General features: G+C 39.8%; 18 protein-coding genes. All 18 read right to left on the reverse strand.

Features of this window, described 5'->3' with window-relative positions; all coding sequences use genetic code 11:
- Positions 1 to 10: 10 nt before the first annotated feature.
- Positions 11 to 772 (reverse strand): glycosyltransferase, encoded by a 762-nt coding sequence (locus DC28_RS12405; RefSeq protein ID WP_037549219.1) that lies wholly within the window; start codon positions 770 to 772, stop codon positions 11 to 13.
- Positions 769 to 1,869: a glycosyltransferase family 4 protein gene (locus DC28_RS16275; RefSeq protein ID WP_162180237.1), complete on the reverse strand. Its 1,101-nt coding sequence runs from the start codon at positions 1,867 to 1,869 to the stop codon at positions 769 to 771. Before DC28_RS16275 ends, DC28_RS12405 begins: the two co-directional genes overlap by 4 nt.
- Positions 1,859 to 3,142, reverse strand: a complete 1,284-nt coding sequence (locus DC28_RS12415; RefSeq protein WP_156104683.1) for a hypothetical protein — start codon at positions 3,140 to 3,142, stop codon at positions 1,859 to 1,861. The genes DC28_RS16275 and DC28_RS12415 overlap by 11 nt, the downstream gene beginning before the upstream one ends.
- Positions 3,132 to 4,220 carry a glycosyltransferase family protein gene (locus DC28_RS12420; RefSeq protein WP_156104684.1) on the reverse strand — a complete coding sequence of 363 codons (1,089 nt, stop codon included), beginning with the start codon at positions 4,218 to 4,220 and terminating at the stop codon, positions 3,132 to 3,134. Before DC28_RS12420 ends, DC28_RS12415 begins: the two co-directional genes overlap by 11 nt.
- A gap of 48 nt (positions 4,221 to 4,268) precedes the next feature.
- Positions 4,269 to 5,510 (reverse strand): GumC family protein, encoded by a 1,242-nt coding sequence (locus DC28_RS12425; RefSeq protein WP_037549227.1) that lies wholly within the window; start codon positions 5,508 to 5,510, stop codon positions 4,269 to 4,271.
- A 14-nt stretch (positions 5,511 to 5,524) separates the two neighbouring features.
- Positions 5,525 to 7,045 (reverse strand): sugar transferase, encoded by a 1,521-nt coding sequence (locus DC28_RS15815; RefSeq protein ID WP_052078863.1) that lies wholly within the window; start codon positions 7,043 to 7,045, stop codon positions 5,525 to 5,527.
- A gap of 274 nt (positions 7,046 to 7,319) precedes the next feature.
- On the reverse strand, positions 7,320 to 8,492 hold the full coding sequence (locus DC28_RS12435; RefSeq protein ID WP_037549232.1) for a nucleotide sugar dehydrogenase: 1,173 nt from the start codon (positions 8,490 to 8,492) through the stop codon (positions 7,320 to 7,322).
- 144 nt (positions 8,493 to 8,636) lie between these two features.
- A complete protein-coding gene (locus tag DC28_RS12440; protein WP_456242872.1) occupies positions 8,637 to 9,689 on the reverse strand; it encodes a GDP-L-fucose synthase family protein in 1,053 nt (350 codons plus the stop codon).
- Positions 9,686 to 10,813, reverse strand: coding sequence for a GDP-mannose 4,6-dehydratase (gmd, locus tag DC28_RS12445; protein ID WP_037549235.1), 1,128 nt, complete (start codon positions 10,811 to 10,813; stop codon positions 9,686 to 9,688). The genes DC28_RS12440 and gmd overlap by 4 nt, the downstream gene beginning before the upstream one ends.
- 52 nt (positions 10,814 to 10,865) lie before the next feature.
- On the reverse strand, positions 10,866 to 11,612 hold the full coding sequence (locus DC28_RS12450; RefSeq protein WP_037549237.1) for a glycosyltransferase family 2 protein: 747 nt from the start codon (positions 11,610 to 11,612) through the stop codon (positions 10,866 to 10,868).
- Positions 11,602 to 12,756, reverse strand: coding sequence for a glycosyltransferase family 4 protein (locus DC28_RS12455; protein ID WP_081942186.1), 1,155 nt, complete (start codon positions 12,754 to 12,756; stop codon positions 11,602 to 11,604). The genes DC28_RS12450 and DC28_RS12455 overlap by 11 nt, the downstream gene beginning before the upstream one ends.
- Positions 12,753 to 14,051, reverse strand: coding sequence for a hypothetical protein (locus DC28_RS12460; RefSeq protein ID WP_037549241.1), 1,299 nt, complete (start codon positions 14,049 to 14,051; stop codon positions 12,753 to 12,755). The genes DC28_RS12455 and DC28_RS12460 overlap by 4 nt, the downstream gene beginning before the upstream one ends.
- Before the next feature lie 74 nt (positions 14,052 to 14,125).
- On the reverse strand, positions 14,126 to 15,181 hold the full coding sequence (locus DC28_RS12465; RefSeq protein ID WP_037549244.1) for a glycosyltransferase family protein: 1,056 nt from the start codon (positions 15,179 to 15,181) through the stop codon (positions 14,126 to 14,128).
- A complete protein-coding gene (locus tag DC28_RS12470) occupies positions 15,178 to 16,485 on the reverse strand; it encodes a nucleotide sugar dehydrogenase (RefSeq protein ID WP_037549246.1) in 1,308 nt (435 codons plus the stop codon). The genes DC28_RS12465 and DC28_RS12470 overlap by 4 nt, the downstream gene beginning before the upstream one ends.
- Complete coding sequence (wecB, locus tag DC28_RS12475; RefSeq protein ID WP_037549248.1) at positions 16,485 to 17,540, reverse strand: non-hydrolyzing UDP-N-acetylglucosamine 2-epimerase; 1,056 nt, start codon at positions 17,538 to 17,540, stop codon at positions 16,485 to 16,487. The genes DC28_RS12470 and wecB overlap by 1 nt, the downstream gene beginning before the upstream one ends.
- On the reverse strand, positions 17,537 to 18,115 hold the full coding sequence (locus DC28_RS12480) for an acyltransferase (RefSeq protein ID WP_037549251.1): 579 nt from the start codon (positions 18,113 to 18,115) through the stop codon (positions 17,537 to 17,539). Before DC28_RS12480 ends, wecB begins: the two co-directional genes overlap by 4 nt.
- Complete coding sequence (locus tag DC28_RS12485) at positions 18,108 to 19,199, reverse strand: DegT/DnrJ/EryC1/StrS family aminotransferase (protein ID WP_202962977.1); 1,092 nt, start codon at positions 19,197 to 19,199, stop codon at positions 18,108 to 18,110. The genes DC28_RS12480 and DC28_RS12485 overlap by 8 nt, the downstream gene beginning before the upstream one ends.
- Positions 19,200 to 19,211: 12 nt before the next feature.
- On the reverse strand, positions 19,212 to 20,312 hold the full coding sequence (locus DC28_RS12490) for a Gfo/Idh/MocA family protein (RefSeq protein ID WP_037549256.1): 1,101 nt from the start codon (positions 20,310 to 20,312) through the stop codon (positions 19,212 to 19,214).
- Between the last annotated feature and the right edge of the window lie 3 nt (positions 20,313 to 20,315).

Genomic DNA, 20,315 nt, shown 5'->3' on the forward strand with positions numbered 1-20,315 from the left:
CTCTAGTAGTTTATGATTTACTAAAAATATACGGAAAATATTTGAAATTCCATTTTAAAAGAAATTTGAATATACTTTGTATATTCCAAAAGTTTTTCTTGCTTAATATTTTTACCCTACTTTCTTCTTGCAAATCATGATAAACACATAGATCTGGAAACTTTTTAATGATGTAACCTTCCTGAATCGCATTAAAACACACATCACTGTCTTCACAATACAATCGATAGCGTTCATCTAAAAGCATATCACCTTCTCTGGTAAGATTTGCTCGAATAAACATACAAGCACCTAGACACCAATAATTCTGGGATTGTCTAGGTTTATTGTCTTTTAAGATTTCTATACCAAGTCTATTTTTAAAGAATCCATGAAGACCTGGATATGACCGTATATTATCTTGTAATGAACCATCAAAATTTATTAATTGAGGACAAGCAATTCCTATTTTTTGATTCTCTTCAAAAATGCTTAGAATTGGCGAGATAAAATCAATCTCGAAATAGGTATCTGGATTTAATAAAATGAAAACATCTGGCCTCAGATTAAACACACGTATTAAATCGTTGTTATTTTTAGAAAAACTTTCTAGTTTAGTTTTTTTTAATATTTGTGACTGAAAACCTCTTGACTCGATAATCTCTGCAGATCCATCAGTTGAAGCTGCATCACAAAAATAAGTATTTTTGTAGTTTTGGTTTTTAATTGACTCTATTAATCTGGGAAGATACCTAGCATGATTATGAGTAACTATGAGTAGAGCGTAATTCATACAGACTCATCTACCCAATCGGTAACAGTTTTATCTAATCTCAAAAGAAATTGCTCCTTCGTGAAATTTTTCTCATACCTACTAAAGGCACGCTTCCCAAACTTTCTTCTCAGGTCTGGGTTCGTGACCAATTGCCTTAATTTTCTGAATAGTTCCATATGATCACCAGGATCTATCAAATAGCTATCAAACTCATCGATCAATATATCTGGTATAGCACCAACTTTCGTTGAAATAATGGGAAGTCCGTGACTCATAGCTTCTATTATAACCAAAGGAAAACAATCATGATGTGTGGGTAAAACAAATATATCAGAGCTTTCATATATAGCTTCTTTCGCAAGACCATATTTTGGCCCCAAATAAAATGTAATATTTTCTATACCATATCGATTAACTCTATTATCAAACCAAGCCTGGTTTACATCAACCATTCCTCCAACAAAAACCAACTCGATACTTTCATTTCTTAACAGTGAAACGGCTCTGAGTAAATCTTCAATGCCTTTATTTTTAATTAGATTTGAAAGATACAATATCCTTAATTTTTCTTTTTTAGGATACTTAAAATTTTCTGGTGATTTAGTCAACAATCCATTCGGACAATATCTAACAGATTTTAATCTAAATCCATCAAGATCACTCAGTAACCTAGGAGATAAGACTATTAAATCACTATTCCTGAAAACATCCATATAAATGACACGTTTTAATAAATTATTCTTCTCTTTGATTACCCCTTTACTATGCAGATGCACAAGTGCCTTTGTTTTATAAATTCTAAGCAATAGATAAAGAATATAATCTTTGTAAATAGCAGGTCCTACGGGCGTAAAAGTAAAATAACATTTTCTTATGCAATGGGATCTTAATAATTTATGAAGTGAATAAAATAATTTTAGGTATGAAATTAATTTTTTTTTAAAATGAAGCTTTCCTAAATACTCAGTTTTACCTGACGTTGCAATATTAAGAAATAAGGTATTTTCTGGATATTTCGCACTAAAATGCTGTCGGATTTCTTCATTTATTATGGATACACCATGAATAGGTGGGGGCAAATGAACCAAAAAAAGAAGATTGTTATTAGTATTCAATTTTTTTGACCTCTTTTTTTTCAGCATATACTAAAAACCAAAAGAATAGTGCGAAAGAAGGGTATTCAACCCACATATCAAAAAAGAATATTCCTAAAGCAAATACAACAAGTAAAAACACACTTTTATCCTTCACACGTCCTTTCAGTAGTACTAAAAAGCCTGCGATAAACAATAAAAGCGCAATTACGCCCCCTTCACCAAAAATTGATTGAAACTGTACAAACGGTTGATTTGCAACAGAATTCTCCGAACCTCTTTTGGTTAATTCTCTATTCCACAGTGGTAAAATATATTTTTTTGTATAAAAGGATGGTGTCGTGGGAATAAAGCTAGGTTGTGGTGTTAAATATTCTCCTCCGGTTATGAGTGCTGCCCTACTACTATAAGTACCAAGACCGGTTCCAGTAAATATGAGTTCTGAGCTTTCACTGGGAAGCTCAAGAAAGGTTTTTTGTAGTCCTATTATTTTTCTTGGGGTATTCGAACCCCCAACAGTGTTTATTACATTTAATCCATACTGAATATTGCCGAATTGAGAAATTGCGAAAATAAGCGCAACCAAAAAAATTCCTGTTAAAAGAACAAAACTTTTCTTTTTAATTCGAAGTTTTTTAAGCTCCCAATAAATATTTCTCACTAAGTAAATAATCATGGTTATCCCAAAAACAATGAATGCACTAACATAGGATGAAGCAAGAAACATTATCAGTGGAAGAAAAAACCAAGCCCATGTTACTGACTTATCAATCACTTTAGGTAAATAATATAAACTAATCAAACCCATCGTTACAGCAATCTGATGCGAGTTACCAATTGAAGTGCCCGATAAAAAATCCCCAGCCGCTAGAGTAGCACTGAATGGATTAATTGTTCTATAATTTAAAACAAGTAACGTGTATTGTATAATATAAAACCCAAATTCTAATACAATATACTTTTTTAATATTTTCCCTATATCAACGTTTTCACAAAGCCTCTTTAACAATAATGGAGTAATTAAGAAACTACTCAAAGTAAAAATTCCCCAGAACAAATTTTGTAAAGAGGCTGGATGTAAAGCAAAACTAAACACCATCCAGATAAACATGCTAAAAAATAATCTTAACGATTTTTCCAATCCAATTGGTATCGTTATTATCAGATTTCGATTTAAAAAAACAAATACAATCAAGATAAGAAGTGTACCGATATATGAATTTGGAAGACTTACGCTTATTAGTAGCAATAGTGGTAATATTTCTTTTTTGTAAAACACTCCTTTAAGCATCATGACCTAAATATTTGCTAATTAGTTTAATTCTATTTTTTTCCAGAATAAATCCATCTATATATTTTTTTGATTCATCGTGCGATACTACATAATCACCTTTATTTGTTAGAAATTTTTTAATAGCATCTGTCTCCTCAAGTATTTTTTTAGGCTTTTTAAGTTGGAGCACCCAATCTGGCTTGGTTAAAGCGAAAGCAGAGTCAGTATATCCAATAATTATGGGAAAGCCCATGGCTATATATTCCCGAACCTTCAGTGGACAAGCTTCAGTCATTCCATTTCTATATAATGCCAATGTGCCTATTGCAGCCTGACAGTGCCTTATTACCTCAATATAGTCACTTTTTTTCAGATACCCGTGATAAACAATATTTTCAATCTTATTTAGCTGCTTATATGTGCCTATCACATGAAATGTATACTCATTACCCAATTTTTTAGCAATCTTTTCTATTATGTCTAATCCATGCCACTCTTGATTTGGAGTTCCCAAGAAAAATAGCTGAAATGTATTAGTATTTGCTCGAACGTCCTTTACCACTGGGTGATCAGACATGTTTATAGAATTAGGGGCGTGACAAATTGGCACATTTTTAAATTTAAAGTTCTTCTTTTGGCTTAATTCCGCAGTTACCGCTAAAAGTAACTTAGCTCGCGACAAGATTATTCTCCGTGTAAATCTATTTATTAGGTATTTAGCTAGCCTATTTACCTCCCACCAATTGAATAAACGAAGCTCTTTGTTATCATCACTATTGATTTCACATACAAATGGGATTGATTTAATGATATGATAAACCCGCATGTTGAATATTTCAAACCGTAGGTAGATAAAATCTGGTTTAAACAGACAAATTTGGTTATATGCCTGACCGTTGCCTAGAATTTTATCGACATTATTATTTGGGAAAAAATGCAGATACTGTTCAGTACTCAATTCTTCACTCACACAATCACCAAAACAAAATAAATCTACTAAATGCCCGAATGAGCGCCATGCATTTATTTGAGCCAATACTTTTTTTGAGACTCCATCATTCCCGAATTTATTCCAAGTTAAAACATATGCAATTCGCAAATCTGTTCCTTTTCAAGAATTACTATTTTATTCGAAATCACCCTAGATTTATAACTCTCTTTTTAACCCTTTTTTTATCAACTGCCGACGACCTTCATCTTTTAGCACTTTTTTAAAAAAATGATTTAAAAAAGAAATGAAACATGAAGTAAAAAAGGTTATCATGGTAGCAATTATTATTATCATCTTCCGATCGGGAGAGCTACTGGCTTCTGGCACCTCCGCATAATCTAGTATTTGAAATACAGGAGCTTCACCTTCTACTTTTAGTTTCACTAATTCATATTGCTGAGTAAGAAGTTTATATATCTCTGCCTGTACACGAAGATCGCGCTCCAATCTACTAAACTCAAGCGCCAGTTCAGGTAACTCTTTCTGACTTAACATCCCAGTAGAAAATCGATCAGATCTGCCTTCTTCGAGTTGTAGGATCAACCTCTCCAATGCATTTCTTTCAGATCGCATTCTCAATAATACAGGATCATTAATCATTGAAAAATCACTATACGTAGATATTTCCATTTCTTTTAGTATTAGCTCACTTCTTGCTCTCGCGAGGATTGTCACCTGCTCGGTAGCAAACTGTTCAACCGTTAATATTCCATGCCTTGTTTGGAAATCTTTTAGTTCAGCCTCAAGCCGTGTCAATTCCAACTTAACATCAGTAAGTTTTTGTTCTAGCAAAGCCTTTTCGGATAAAGTCTTATTAATTCCTATTGAACCAAACCTCTCATCAACCAAGCCCATTAATCGATTGGTGATTCTTTTAGCTTTCAACGGATCAATATCTGTTACTAGTATTTCTACAATATTTAAGTCGGGTAAAAACTGTACATCTATCATGGAACGAACAATATCTCTACTAACAGTCTTGGCTATTTCGTTTCCTTCATCAATCAATTTTTGGTAGTACCCAAACTCAGAAGCAATACTATCAAGAATTGAATTGCTTTTTACAATATGCACTACTAGGGGTCCATAGCCGCCGCTGGATACATTTACCCCGGCAAGGCTGGCCAGGCCTGCCAGATCGCCGCCTATGGCACTGCTCAAACCGCCTCCGGTTGATTGATTCAATAATAGCCTTCCGTTTGATGTATACTCATCCGGCAGGGGGCTGATATCAGGGGGAATGAACTTTGTCACTACCATGGCAGCCAGGGCCAGAATGCCCACCACCAGGGTAGTAATGATGATCATTTTTCTGTACTGCAGCAGAATGGCAAAGAGTTCTACTAAATCAATCTCATCATCCTCGATCTGAGGAGGAGACACTGGAGAGTCGCTCATGGGTATTGTTTCCTTTAATCAGGCTGGTACCGAAAGGCGTTTCTAACAGCCCGGGGTGTGCGTACTGGTTTTTTTGGTCGAATACGACGCAGAATGGGATAGAGGCTTACCGAAAGAGCTCGGACAAATATCCAAGCATCTTTGTATAGCGATGCCTGTTTCCGGTATAACAGGTCTAATTCCACCCAGTCCCGGAATCCTAGGGTATCGCGCCCGTAGATCTGGGGTAGGCAGGCAATACCCGGAATGCATTCTAACCGCAGATGGTCCCGGGTGGTGTATGCCTGAACCTCATTGGGTAGGTGCGGCCGGGGCCCGATGATGCTCATATCGCCCTTTAACACGTTGATCATCTGGGGAAGCTCGTCGATGCTGGTTTTCCGGATAAAATGACCAATTTTGGTTATGCGCGGATCGTTGTCCAGCTTAAACAGCGGTCCGTCCTTCCGCTGGTTTAGGTGTAACAGCTCAGCTTTTTTCTTTTCAGCATCCATGACCATGGACCGGAACTTGTAAAATTTTATCTTCCGCCCATGTACACCGATTCTCGTACTTACATAGAGGGCGGGTCCCCGGTCTTCAAGCCAGATCAGCAAGGCCACCAATCCGAAGACGGGCAGTAGGACAACAAAGGCAAGACTGGTAATAACAAGATCGGCAAGCCGCTTGAGACTTACGTAGCTAAAGGTATCGCGGTTGAAGGTACGGCGGCTCAATCCGTCTAGGATACTATCGATATGGATCTTTCCCCGGTGGCTGCGCAGTTTAAAAGGGTCAACAACGGAATATACTATATGGTTGCCTTCGCAAAAATCAAGAACCCTATTTATCTGGCTTGTCGGGGCGCTGTTGTTAAGCACCAAAACCTCGCCGATGTGGTTGGTATAGATTAATTCTTGAATAGAAGAATACCAGATTTCCCGGTGAGGCTGGCCGGATAATTGGGCATACCAAAAGCCGTTGCGGTACTCCGCAGAACAGACTATCTTCCGTGACCGTCCGAAATCGATAAAGGCGTTAATAATGCTGTCTCCGGTCGCACGGTCCCCAATATACAGAATCCGTTTCTTAAAAAACCCCACGGTAGCCAAGTTTCTGATCCACGCAAACAAGGCTATGTAGATAAGAATGCTGGCTATTAGGGATGATCCTCCGGCAATGATGGCGAGGATACTTGCATACTCGGTTAACTCCGAGGATTGAAATGCCGGAGACGGTAAAATCCCGTAGAACCCATATATAAAGAGTAGAGCAAATCCAATATACACCACGGCGGTGATGGCGGTTGCCCGAATGAGGAGCCCCAGGGAAGCACGAAGATAAATATGGTAGTTCTTCGAGTGGATGAGCACCCATGAAAACAGGGTATGGAGCAGGCTGTACAGCCCGGAAAATACGAGGAGGGTAAGGAGCCTTCGGCCGTTACCCAATAAATCATTTATTATGACCGCAAAGCCTACCGCTACCAGGGTCTGCAATGCAAAAAATAACCCAAGAGATATGCCTCGCTTATAGTGACTACCGGTGTTGAACATGTTCCTCTCAAATACTTTTTACTATTTCCTGACTGTGCCAGCACCTTTCACTATAACGCATGACCCAGCAATTTGCGAGATTACACAGAGGTTTCCGAGCCAGGCCGGTTTCGGACTTTCTCCTATTATATATAGTTCTACAGCTCCATGCCGCGGCCGAAACACGCTGACATAGATTTATTTCCTGATTCCGATTCAGATCCTTCTCGGGCATCAACAGCCCAAAGAATAGCTAATGGATAAATAGGGGTCAATGAGTTGTTTGGTGTTTATCCTAATCTCGTTGGTAAAGGTCTCTGGTATAGACCTTCTCTTTAACATCCAAGAGTTCGTCCGCCATTCGGTTTGTTAGAATAATGTCACAGGTCTCTTTGAAGGCTTTTAGATCATGGAGAACAGGGGAGCGAAAAAACTCTTGCTCCGTGAATGCCGGCTCGTACACTACTATCGGAATTCCTTTGGCCTTTATCCGTTTCATTATTCCCTGTACGGCTGACTCTCTAAAGTTGTCTGAATTGGTCTTCATTGTCAGGCGGTAAATACCGACGGTCTTCGGGTTTCTTGCTAAAATACGTTCAGCAATATAGTCCTTCCGGGTCTGGTTGGCATCTACAATGGCCTTTATTATGTTGTTCGGGACCCGATTGTAGTTGGCTAAAAGCTGCTTTGTATCCTTTGGTAGACAGTAACCGCCGTACCCGAAACTCGGGTTATTATAAAAATCGCCAATACGAGGATCAAGGCAGACCCCCTGGATAATTTGCTTCGTATTCAGACCATGGCTTTCCGCGTAACTGTCTAATTCATTAAAATATGCCACCCGCATAGCCAAATACGTATTGGCAAAAAGCTTTATTGCCTCAGCCTCAGTTGAGTCAGTAAAGAGCACCGGCACATCTTCTGTTAACGCACCCTGCCTGAGTAGCTCTGCAAATTGGCGAGCCTTGACAGACCGATCCCCCACCACAATTCGAGATGGATGCAGATTATCGTACAAGGCCTTCCCCTCCCTCAAGAATTCTGGGGAAAAAATAATGTTCCTTGTACCAAAGCGCTCCCGCATCTGAGCCGTGAATCCAACCGGTACAGTGGATTTTATGACCAAGGTTGCATGGGGGTTCACGCGAAGAACATCCTCAATCACCGACTCAACGGTTGTAGTATCAAAAAAATTATTCTTCGGGTCGTAGTTCGTCGGCGTGGCAATAATAACAATGTCGGATGCTTTATAGGCTTGCTGCTTATCCGTGGTTGCATTTAGGTGCAACCCCCTATTCTGCAGGTAGTCAGCCAGCTCCGGATCTATAATGGGTGACTGGCCGCAGTTTACCATATCTACCCTAGTTGGATCGATGTCCAGGGCTATAACATGGTTGTGTTTTGACAACACCGCTGCATTGGACAATCCAACATATCCAAGACCTACCACCGTAATGGGTAATGACATCGTGACCTCGCTAAAGGCGAGGTTAGTTGCCGCATTTTAAAAGTTCTTTTTCATTTAATGAGAATTTAATTAGTCCAAATCAGTTACGAGCTATATGAGCATTGAGAGACAGGTTGACAGATTTTTACCGGCTCTCAACTTAACTCAAGGCTGCCCTAAATAATTTTCGTACAGCCTCGGTAATCCCTGTTCTAGGGATGTAGAATACTTCCAGCCTAATTGATTCAATTTACTAACATCGGTGAGTTTTTGATACGTCCCATCTGGTAAATCAGGATTGAATCTTAAGTCTCCTGGAAAACCAACAACTTCACGAAGGAGTTCGGCAAGATCTCGAATGCTTATATCTATGCCAGTGCCAATATTTATATGGGTATTCCGTATCTCCCTCGTCTTGTCTTTAATTAGATCCGAGAAATCTTGATGCTCCATAATAAACACACATGCATCAGCCATGTCTTCACTCCAAAGGAACTCACGGCGTGGTTTTCCACTACCCCAGATTTCCACAACGTCTTTAGAAACACCGAACCTATCCAGTATAGGCACTGCATCCTCAAAGGAAGAAACACCCAAATCTTTGACAATACCTTCAAAGTCCTCGTGATGAAGCAGTTTCGCAAGGTGTAATTTTCTTAAAAGTGCGGGTAATACATGAGATTTTTCTAGATCAAAATTATCCCCAGGTCCATAAAGGTTCGTTGGCATCACCGATAAAAAATTTGTGCCATATTGTATATTATAACTCTCACAAAGCTTTATCCCGGCAATTTTCGCAATAGCATACGGCTCGTTGGTATACTCTAGTTCACCTGTTAGTAGGCAACTCTCAGGCATAGGCTGAGGAGCTAGTCTGGGGTAGATACATGTGCTTCCTAAGAATAGCAATTTTTTAACCCCATGTACGTAACTCGAATGAATAACATTATTTTGGATCATCAAGTTCGTATAGATAAAATCTCCCCGATAGGTATTATTTGCAACAATACCTCCTACCTTCGCAGCAGCAAGAAATACGTATTCTGGTTTCTGCTGTAAAAAGAATTCGTCAACAGCCGCCTGATTAGTCAATTCTAATTCGGCATGAGTCCGCGTAATGATATTATTATACCCTTTGGCGAGTAAATTCTTATGTATGGCGCTGCCTACTAATCCTCTATGACCAGCCAAAAAAATCTTTGATTCTTGATTCATCATTCGAAGTACCTAAAGATTTGATGGCCCGCTTCAATTAAATATTTATCTTTTTTCATTAGAGCCACATCTCCTTCCATCATATCCTTTACAAGCTCATCAAGAGTATACCTAGGAACCCATCCAAGCTTTTCTTTTGCCTTTGTTGGATCCCCAATAAGAATATCTACCTCAGTCGGCCGGAAATACCTTGGGTCTACCCGCACTACTTCTTGGCCTACCGTTAATTTGCATTCCAACTCGGGATCTGTAGGATTCACTTTAGAAACGACACCAACCTCATCTACCCCGCTGCCTTTGAATTCCAAGGATACACCAACATGAGCGAAGGCCATTCTCACAAAATCACGAACCGATGTTGTTACTCCGGTTGCAATAACCCAATCCTCCGGGATATCTGCCTGAAGGATTAACCACATCATTTCTACATAATCTTTTGCATGTCCCCAATCACGTTTTGAATCAAGATTCCCGAGGAAGAGACAATCTTGTAATCCTAGAATTATTTTCGCTGCTGCACGAGTTATTTTTCTGGTAACAAACGTTTCGCCTCTGATGGGACTTTCATGATTGAACAATATTCCATTACAGGCAAATAGATTATACGCTTCTCTGTAGTTAACCGTAATCCAATAGGCATACATTTTTGCTACCGCGTAGGGACTTCGAGGGTAAAAAGGAGTAGTTTCTTTCTGCGGAATCTCTTGAACCTTCCCAAACAGTTCACTAGTACTTGCCTGATAGACCCTTGTTTTCTCTGAAAGGCCGAGAAGTCGCACCGCCTCAAGCACACGCAAGGTACCAATCCCGTCTGCATTGGCTGTATATTCAGGAGTTTCAAAACTTACTTGAACATGGCTCATCGCAGCCAAATTGTAGATTTCATCAGGTTGGATTTCTTGTATAAGCCGGGTCAGATTCATACTATCGGTCATATCACCATAATGAAGTTTTAATCGGACATCAGATTCATGAGGATCTTGGTATAAATGGTCAATTCGATCCGTATTAAACAAGGACGATCGACGCTTCAGTCCATGTACTTCGTAGCCTTTATTCAAAAGAAATTCCGTTAAATATGCTCCATCCTGACCAGTTATGCCTGTAATGAGTGCTTTTTTCGCCATCCCTTGGTCTTCTCCTTAATTCAATCCATTAGTCTTGTTCATAACCAAATTATTAAACAAAAAATTGAGATATTTTCCTTAGAGGTTTCAAAATAGTCGTATACCATTTTGGCCTTATCCCGTTAACTACCCAACTCTTCTTGTCATTACTATTCGCAAGCAATCGGTTTCCTAAATTCGCATTACTCGCCCCACCTAACCTCATTTTTACACACATCCTGGATAGGTAGACCGCAGGCACTTTATTCACATGCAAAAACCTCAACATTAATTCGTAGTCGGCTGAAGAACCAAGATCGAGTCTGAAGCTTCCGTATTTTAAAAAAATACTTTTTTTTGCAAAGAACGCCGGGTGAGGAGGCATCCATCCACGGACAAAACTTCCGGGTTTATATTCTCCAGCTCTCCACTTTCTCTTTACTCGGTTGGTGTGCACTGGATCGACGAACTCAATATCACCGTAAACCACATCGCTATTTGTCCTCTTAAACAACAAGTCCACGTCGCTAAGAACCTTTGAATCATAGTACATATCGTCTGCATTTAAGAATCCAATTGCGTCACCTGAAGCAATCCCAATTCCCTTATTCATTGCATCATATATTCCACGATCAGGCTCAGACACTACATGAGAGACTACAGGTCCAAAGCTATCTATCACCTGTAATGTGGTATCCTGGGAGGCACCATCAATAATAATATATTCAATATTCCGGTGGTCCTGCTCTTTTATTGATTGTATGGTATCAGCAATTGTCTGCTCATTATTAAATGATACAGTTATGACACTAATTTTCACGGGGCCCCTGCTTTAGCACTACTTCATTATGATCATCAACAGGCATGATTTCATCAATGAGAGTAAAAAAGTTCTCAGAAAATTTTTCTTCAGTGAATTCTCTACGTGCATATTCCGAGTTCTTTATTGCGATTTGTAATAGCATTGTATTGTCAATTGAAAAAGATTTTACGATTTCTTCAAGCGTTCTCTGTATAGCTTGAATGGACTTTTTAACTACTAAGTACCCGTTTTCTGGAGCACAGAAAACATCTGGTATCCCACCTTGATCTGTGGTAATAACAACATTACCAGTCGCATATGCCTCAAGAATGCTAACCGGTTGACCTTCATAACGGTAATATGTTGGTAAAATAAAAATATGCGATCCCTGCAACAACTCACGCTTACTCTCAGAAGCAACTATCCCATGATAGAAAATGCCACATGATTTCTGGAGAATATCAGACATCCATTCCTCACTGCCTTCATTCTCAAATGCACCTGCAATGTGCAACTCTAAAGACTCGCGTGTATGTTCACTCAAACTAAGAAACGCCTTGACTATTTCTCGATAACCCTTTTCTTCTAGGAGATTCGATAAAAATAAAACCTTCAGCTTCTCGCTAGTATGGAATTTTCTTTCAATACCCTGAAGGGGCATAAACAAGTCTTCAGAAACGAAGTTTGGTATGGAAACGAAGTAATCTTTTCTCTCAATAAATGGATAATTGGACTGCAAGGAATCGCTTAATATAATAATTTTTTTCACTTTTTTTAGATAAACTCGTTTATTAAATTCAGCCAAGATTTTATGCGAACGAAATACCGTCTCGTATATCCCTCCTCCATGCAGATGTAAAACAACCGGTGCTCTTGCGAATATCATGATTAAAAGGTCCTTGAGATTTCCTAAAAGCGACTGAGAGACTGTCAGGTAAACAATATCAACCGTGCCAAGACGAATTGAGTCCCGAACTACTTCTAGGACCTGTAATAGTCGCTTCACCCGTGCTTTACCTTGTTCAAAGTTCCCTTTTGTAAAATCAATTGGAACCATTGAGAACTTCCGACCTAAGCAATGGAAGAGCTGTTTAGATATAAGAGATTGCCCTGTTACCGGAGGAGGGAATGGTGCAATAAATAAAATTTTTTTTTGTTTCATAGTACATCACTTCTGTTCTGTAGTTTAGTATTAGAATTAATCTCAGGCTTACAGATAAACAGTACGAGAAAAATATAAAAAGTATAAAAAGTATAACTATCAAATTGAATGTATAACCAAAAAGTGGTTAGAATTACCAGTAATGGGACCCGTTGCTGAACGGATTTAAACGCAATATACACCCCGCCGATCATAACTGGAAAGAACCCAATTTCACCAATCAATCGGAACGGCATGCTAAAGATACTATCTACCGGCGCAGTCTTAAGCCCCATCACTTCTTTAAGATACAAACTATCGTACTCAGCATACGCACCCTCCCATCCCTCCCGTAGTGGGATGTAGATATTCCCCAATCCTGATCCGAATAGGAACAGCAAAGGATCTTCAAATAATCCCTTAACTGTTGCATTAATCCTAAAAAAGCGTGATGCTAAAGATCCATCACTGTATATCCCAGCGGATACAATATTTGCAAGTCTTGGAATTTTTTCCAGGACCGGTTCGAATAATAGAAACCAACCCAATACTCCTAGCAGAATTACCAATGTGGAAAGTATTGATTTTTTCAAAGATTTTTGAGGCATGAATGCAGTAATAAATAGATAAATTGTTATAAAAACAACTGAATCTAGAAGCAGACGCATGGAAGAAAAAGTAATTGTACCTAGGAGAACCATGGTTCCCATGAGCCAGCGCACTTTTGTTTTTGCTAATTCATTTTTTAATGCAGAATAAACAATAAAAAGAACCCCATATACATGCATGCTAATAAACGAAGGTTCGGTAAACGTAAACCCCATACGGGGAGTGTATCGTTTTTCAATAAATATAAATATTGACTTGAATAGGTTAATATCAAGGAAATGTACAAAAAGCTTTATAACACCGTAGATTATAGAAATGGTATATGCAAAAATTAACGTTTCTACATCTTCTTCCAGTGATCTGCCATCAATAATATACCGGAAATAGAATAGTAAAAAAACTGAAAAACCAAGTACAATCGTAAACAAGCTTGAAATATAATTTCCAATCTGTATAGGATAAAAGACAACCGGAATACTCACTAGAGCAATAAACCCGAGAAGTACAGCATATTGTCTCAATAACACTACTCGTTCGATTCTAATGCCTAGTGCTAAACGTAGGATCACCCAAACTGCAGCCAACATGGGCGTGATCGTCGCCCACCCGGCACTAGGTGCAAAAAAAAGATTATCAAATGGTATTGTGAATAAGATCAATCGATAGAATTGATCCAAAAAATCTGGTTTTTTCGATATGTTATTCATTCAATCACTTTTTTACCAGAAAGCAGCCTTTACCATAATCACATTCCATCAGAAAAGTTCTTTTAAAGTTGATTTTATAATTGCGTCATAAATTTAAGTCTCTGGGATTCAACCACTGTGCTGTCTATCGACTCAATCTCATCACGACGAACTATATAGTTTTTCATTTTCTTAGCGAAAGATTTGATTTCCTGGATTGACTTTTGAGAAATACCCTTTGACAAGTCTATTTTTAATATGAAATTGGGTAGCTCTTTTAAAAAGGCAGTATCCTCATAACCGATTATCACGGGAAAACCCCTGGCTAAGTATTCTCGTACCTTAAGGGGACAAGCTTCTAACATATTTTCTCGAAACAATGCTAATGAACCTATGGAAATATCACACTTAGCAAGAATATCATCATATTCAGTTCTGTATCCATAGTAGAATAGATTAGTAGTGCTCTCTCCTTCCGAACCCACAATATGAAAGTCATATTCAGGTAGGCGCTCGGCGAGACCTACAATCAAGTCAACACCATGCCAGCTTTGATTGGGAGACCCAATGAAGAAAAAACCAATTCTTCTATCAACATCGACCTTTTTAATTTGTAATTGAATAGATAAGTCTGCTGAATTTGGAATCGCAATAGTATTGTGATGGAGTTTTGCAGCTCTCACTCTTAACTCGTTAGTGACAGTAATCAGTCCATCCGCTAGCTGAAGTTGAAAATTTCTTGTCATCGCATTAGCAACAAGACTTAATAAGTTTTTTACATTAGGGTTTTTTCTTAAAACAAGTTTTTGTTCTTTAATCTCGTCGGAGTTTATCTCAATCACAGTTTTATAAGCTCTAAGCAAAACAAGAGTATTTCTGCAAAACGGTACGTATCTTAAATAAAGTCGGTCAGGATCGAACTCTTCAACAGCACGGTTCAATTCATGGTATATTCCAAACTTAGATTTGAGTAAACCACCCTTAGGAACACATATTTCTGAGGAGATATAATTCTTGGGTACGTGCTCAGAAACTACAAATAATTTGACCTCATGCCCAAACCGCTGCCATTGTTGTACTTGCATGAAGACTTTTTTCGTGACACCATCATTTTTGCTGATATCATGATATAAGAAATAACCAATTCTCAAAGTTTATAAATCCTGTCTGTACCGTCTTCATACACATTTTGCAAGTCAACAATTAATTTAGCTTGTTCACGTACCGTTTCGAAGTCCACACTGCTATGTTTCGTTGTGATTACAACACAATCATATATTGAAACATCATCCAACGCTGGCTTACTAGTGTACTGGGTTCCATCCTCCGTGACAGCCTCGTACACATGTGGGTCAAAGAACTCTACAAGACCTCCCTTATTTGCTACTTCCTGCATAATTTTTAAAGCAGGGCTTTCACGTTCATCAGCAATGTTTGGCTTATAAGCCACACCCACGAAAAGAATACGGGATCCATTCACTGATTTTTTCTGCCGGTTAAGCGCCGAGGTAATCTTTATAGTCATCCTATGGGGCATGAGCATATCAATATGTCCGGCAGTATGGATCATGGTTAAATCAAAATCGAATTTTTTAGCAATGTACTCCAGGTAAAATGGATCCAAAGGAATACAGTGCCCACCGATACCGGGACCTGGATAGAAGGCTTGAAACCCGTAGGGCTTTGTTTTAGCTGCATCAATAACCTCCCAGATATTAATCCCCATTTTACCGCTCAATAATGCAAGCTCATTTATCAAGCTTATATTTACCAATCTATAGGTGTTTTCGAGTATTTTCACCATTTCGGCGACTTTGGGGCTACTAACAGGAAAAACCTGATTTATAGCCTTCTTGTACAAGGCCATACCGATTTCCTGCCCCTCTGCCGTCATAGCTCCCAGCACTTTTGGTGTGTTCTCAGTTTTAAAGGTAGTATTTCCTGGATCGACACGCTCTGGACTATATGCAAGCCAAAAATCAGTTCCATGGGTTAATCCCGATTCACGTTCGATAATGGGGAGCATAAAATCTTCCGTCGTAGTTGGATAGGTTGTACTCTCTAAGGCAATGAAGGTTCCTTTTTTCATATTACGCCCAATTTCTTCACAAGCCCCTTCAATATACCGCATATCAGGTTTACGGAATCTGTCTAACGGGGTGGGCACACAAATAAATATTGCATCACACTCATTAAGACGGCTGAAATCCGTTGTAGCAGAGAAGGTTTTATTCTGAACGACTAGGAGAAGATCCTCGTCGGTCACGTCCGAAATATAATTTCGGCCTGCCGCAGCATCTTGGGCTTTTTTTACCGATTTTTCAAAACCTAGAACTTCAATACCCTTTTTAGCGAAGGTTACCGCTAATGGTAGACCAACATACCCTAAGCCGAGAACTCCGATTTTAACTGAATTGTTGGCTATCTTTGTTAAAAATCCTTCATGTGTTGACATTAAATTGCTCCTTTAAGAACAGAAAGTATTTCATCGGCAGCATTTCCACTTCCGTAGAGTTCATTATATGGATGTTTATCAGATAAAGATTTAATCGCACCTAGTATCCGATTTTTTTCAGAACCAACCAGGACATTCCAACCCGCATCTACCGTCTCTACCCATTCGGTTTGGTCGCGCAAGGTAATACAAGGCTTTTTAAAAAAGTATGCTTCCTTCTGCACGCCACCTGAGTCAGTAATTATTCCCATACATTTTTCCTCAAGTGCAATCATTTCAAAAAAACTAACCGGAGGTACAGTAATTATGTTTGATGTGAACTCTAACCCTTGTTGTTCCAATACCTTTTTTGTTCTCGGATGTAAGGGCAACACACCATTGATCTGTGATTCATTCAGAGCTTCTACAATATTACGAAGGCGCACAGGATCATCGGTATTCTCTGCCCGGTGAAGAGTGATTAAAAAGAACTCCCCCGGCAGGGAAAAGGGCAGGTTTACGGTAAATTGCCGATAGTACAATGAAGCATCAAGCATGATATCTCCGGTTTTATACACACCCTTACTGATCCCTTCTTCTTTTAAATTCGCTACTGCAGTATCCGTGGGACAAAACAAGAAATCCGAAATGTGGTCTGTAAGAATACGGTTTTGCTCTTCTGGCATGTTTTTATTAAAACTTCGTAATCCTGCCTCTACATGAACAACGGGTATGTGTAGCTTACTTGCAGCAAGAGCTCCTGCGATAGTAGAGTTTGTATCGCCATAGGTTAATAAACAATCAGGACACTCCTCTTTTAAAATTCCTTCAATTCCTTCCAGCATCCTTCCCGTCATAGCTCCATGACTACCGGAGCCTATTTCCAGGTTTCTATGCGGTTTGGGAATTTTCATTTGATCAAAAAACACCTCAGACATATTTGCATCGTAATGTTGTCCTGTGTGTACAATAAGCTCTTCAAAAAAGTGTGCATATTTCTCTCTTATTTTCCGGCTGAGGACTGCGGCTTTTACAAATTGAGGGCGTGCGCCTACTACCGTTATTATCTTCTTCAATGTTGTTCCTTCCCTTCTAACAATCCCTCCCGTTGGAGATATTCAGTACCACACGTCGGGCAAATCAGGTCGCTATTTAATTTCTCTCCGCATTTGCACACCCAACCATTAGCCTTTGCTGGATTACCGTACACTAAGGCATGGGCGGGCACATCTTTAGTAACAACCGCACCGGCTCCTATGAAGCAATATTCTCCCAAGGTTACTCCGCACACGATTGTTGCATTAGCACCAATGGATGCGCCTTGTTTTACAACAGTCTTCTTATACTCCGCCTTCCGTTCAACGAAGGCTCTCGGGTTTATTACATTAGTAAATACACAGGACGGGCCGCAAAACACATCATCTTCAAGAACAACATCATCATAAATACTGACATTGTTCTGAACCTTCACCCTATTGCCGATAATAGCCCGAGAACCAACATTCACATTCTGTCCCAGGGAGCAGTCTGAACCGATAACAGCATGTGGCATTATATGGGTAAAATGCCACACCTTTGTCCCCGGACCTATTCTTGCCCCCTCATCCACATAGGAGCTTTCGTGGACGAAGTAATTTTCTTCTTTAGCCATGAATTGCCTCTCGGATGGAAGCAATCACCTCATCCTGTTCGTTCCGAGTAATGAATGCGTGCATTGGCAGACTTAATACCTGTGTACTCAGAGAATCGCTTACCGGGTACGGTCCAGAATCCTTAAGATAAGAGAAGGCTTCTTGTTTATATAGCGGCATAGGATAATGCACAGAGGTTGGTATTTCTTTTGTGGACAATACTTCTCTCACCTTGTCCCGATTTTCAACCTTGATTGTATATTGGGCCCAAGAAGAAACATTCCCATCTATAATCACCGGTGTCTCAACAATATCTTGTAGATGCTTGGTATAATATGCAGCAGCCTCATTGCGCAGCTCAATCTCTTGAGAAAAGTTTCTTAACTTTACCCGCAATATTGCTGCCTGAATGGTATCAAGCCTTCCGTTAATGCCAACGTATCTATGATGGTACCGCTTTGATTGTCCATGATTAATATATTTTCTAAGCAGGTCGGCAAGATCAGGATCATTAGTGAACATTGCTCCACCGTCGCCATAACAACCCAAAGGCTTTGCAGGAAAAAAACTTGTCGTGGCGATCTCACTGAGATTGCAAGAACATTTACTACCAGAGCGTGCACCAAAGGATTGCGCCGCATCTTCAAGTACCCAAAGTCCATGTGCTTTGGCGATGCTGTTTATCGCATCGAAGTCCGCTGGTTGACCATACAAGGAAACGGCAAAGATCCCACGCGTCTTATTGGTAATCTTTTCTTCAATTTTTGCCGGATCAATATTAAACGTAATTGGATCAACATCAACAAATACAGGCCGTGCTCCCCAATGGCTCACCATACTAGCGGTAGCAAAATAGGTAAAAGCGGGAACAAGTATCTCATCCCCTGGTTTAACACCCTTCGCCATAAGCGGTACAAGTAATGCATCGGTTCCGGACGAACACCCTATAGCATAGGAAACACCTGCGAAATCCGCAAGCTCAGCCTCGAGAGATGAAACCTCATCACCATTTATAAACTGCGTACTATCAAGTACACCCTGAATTGCCTGGTCTATTTCTTTTTTATACTCTCTATATTGCTTACCAAGGTCGACAAATTGCATTCTCATAGCTCCTTATGAAAAGGTTCCCACCATATCGGTGGTCTTGAACTCAAATGGAAGGTCTACGGGTCGTCCGTCTTTCATCGACTTGTAGATGGCCAGAACAACATCTACCGCCTTCCTTCCCTCCTCCCCAGAAACCGCGGGATCACGATCTTCTCGGATAGCATCAATAAAATCCCTATACAGGGCGGTGTGGCCAAAACCATACACACTCGGCGGATCCTTCTCATGTGGATTTACTACAGAGTCTTCAAGGTCCCCATACTCTTGCGCATCGGCGAATCTCCAGGTTTCAATCTTATTTACAGCAAGACCGCCAATGACAGCAGATCCTCTTTCACCAAAGATACTTAGTGTTTCGTTTATATTTGTCGGGTACACATTTGCAGTGCCCTCAATTATTCCCACCGCGCCGCTTTCAAATTCAAGGATGGCTGATCCGAAGTCTTCAGCCTCAATAGGTCTCTGGAACTTCCTTGTTACTCCATGAACTCTTTTAACCGGACTATTCATGAGCCACTGGAGCAGATCAATTCCGTGGGTACACTGATTCATTAGGGTGCCGCCGTCTTGAGCCCATGTTCCCCGCCAGGGGGCCTGGGCATAGTACCCTTCATTCCTGTTCCATCGGATTTGAATTTGTCCATGCAAGATTCGGCCAAAACGCCCCTGTTCTACAGCAGTCCGCAATCTCTGAATAGGTGCATTAAACCTATTTTGGAAGCACACACCAAGCCGCATACCAGTATCTTCAGAAACACTAATCACACGGGTCATATCATCCGTATCCAAAGCCATGGGCTTTTCTGTTAATACATGAAAACCAGCACGCATGGCATCGATGGCAATCTGAGCATGGATACCTGATTCTGTTGCAATAGCAACCAGATCGATTTCTTCCTTCGCAATCAAGTCGTGATAATCTTGATAGACTTCAACTTGATTCACATGACCTGTTTTCGTGTAGTATTCCTGTTTTTTTTCTTCTGCCCGGTTAAGGTCTGGATCACATACGGCTACCAATTGTACCAATTCTTTGTTGTTCTGGTATGCTTCTATATGCTTGTAACTGATGCGGCCACAGCCGATGAGAGCAATTTTAATCATCATGTT

Origin of the sequence: Spirochaeta lutea (assembly GCF_000758165.1) — a bacterium.
Lineage (GTDB): Bacteria > Spirochaetota > Spirochaetia > DSM-27196 > Salinispiraceae > Spirochaeta_D > Spirochaeta_D lutea.